A 1416-nucleotide genomic window follows, 5' to 3' on the forward strand; every position below is an offset into this window, starting at 1 on the left:
GCAGGAGCCAGGGGCCGGAGCGACGGTGTCCTCACCTGCAAAGGTCAGGATCCTGTTCGACGGGCCGCTCGAGCCCTCGTTCACCACATTGACCGTGACCGATGCCAGCGGTAAGCGGGTGAATGTCGACAAGGCGAGTGTCGATCCCCAACAACCTGCGGTCGTGTCCGTCGCGCTGCCGCCGCTTGTCGCGGGTCACTACACCGTGCATTGGGCTGCTGTCGCGTCGGACGGGCATCGCACCCATGGTGACTACTCGTTCGACGTGAAATAGCACCGCGTTACTTGGCATCGGCCGCGCAGCACGACCGCGCGGTCGACCTCATAGTCCCGCTAATGTATGAATACGATCTGTCGAGGCGTACCGACCTCTACGCCAGCCTATCGTTCCTTCAAAACCGCAATCAAGCCAGCTACACCTTGGCAGGTTCGGCTAACCCGGGATTACCCCTCGCGTACCCAGGGGCGGATGCACGGGGCGTGGAAGTGGGTATCGTGCACCGGTTCTGACTCAGATCGCCGCGCATCGGCGCCGCTATGACTGGCGCTTTTCGAACCGCTCAGTGATCTCGGACGCGTCAGAACTGCCGCAGCTAATACGCCGGCTGAGCGATTTCATCACGTTGTTGCAACGACCGCTTGAATCCGCAACCCATACCGGTCCTTCAACGTGCCAGACCGACTATGACGGGTTTAGACGTGAAACGGACGTCCGCGCATTCAGCGCTATCAGTCAGTTTTCCACTCGGACCGTATATGACCACCCAACGATCCATCAGAGGCGCGCGAGCGCATCGTTGTACCCGGGTCACACTTCAGTGACTATCCGCTCGATCATGCGGATTTCGTACAACACACCTTTCACGTGACGTGCGCGCCCAGCAAGGAAGCCAAAAACGATAGCAACCACACCAACCGCGGCGAACATCCATCCCACGCTAACGAAATTTCCCGTCCATCCATGCAGCACACCAACCAACAGCGGGCCCGCCGCTCCGACGCCATAGCCAACTCCCTGCACCATCCCGGAAAGTTCGGCGGCAATGTACGCGTTTTTCGAGCGCAGCACAATCAGCGTCAACGCTAGCGAGGTGAGCGCGCCCTGACCGATCCCTTGTACAACCGCCCAAAACCACAGCGTTGAAAGTGGAGCAAACAGACAACCAAGGAAGCCACTGACAGCCAGCACAACCACGACGGCATTGAGTACGCGCTGGTTTGGGAGTTTCGCTGCCATACCTGGCGCCACCAGGCACGCCAGTGTCTGGAGGATCACCGAGACCGACACCACCAGACCAGCGTGGTCGGCCGGGACACCGCGATCACGCAGGATTGGAGCCAGCCAACCAAATACGGTGAACGACAGCATCGACTGTAGCACCATGAAGATCGTAACCTGCCATGCAAGCGGGCACT

General features: G+C 59.8%; 2 protein-coding genes and 1 pseudogene. 2 read left to right on the forward strand and 1 reads right to left on the reverse strand.

Going from position 1 to position 1416, the window contains the following annotated elements; translation table 11 throughout:
- Window positions 1-274 (forward strand): copper resistance CopC family protein (locus tag HV670_RS29980; protein WP_175108539.1); only part of this gene is annotated, 274 nt, incomplete at its 5' end.
- A gap of 59 nt (window positions 275-333) precedes the next feature.
- A pseudogene (locus tag HV670_RS32155) lies at window positions 334-510 on the forward strand (porin); the annotation flags it as partial.
- Between the two features lie 298 nt (window positions 511-808).
- On the opposite strand, the gene HV670_RS29985 reads toward HV670_RS32155, so the two are convergent.
- On the reverse strand, window positions 809-1416 hold a 608-nt coding region (locus tag HV670_RS29985; RefSeq protein WP_175108540.1), incomplete at its 5' end, for an MFS transporter.

This window comes from Pararobbsia alpina (assembly GCF_902859895.1).
Lineage (GTDB): Bacteria > Pseudomonadota > Gammaproteobacteria > Burkholderiales > Burkholderiaceae > Pararobbsia > Pararobbsia alpina.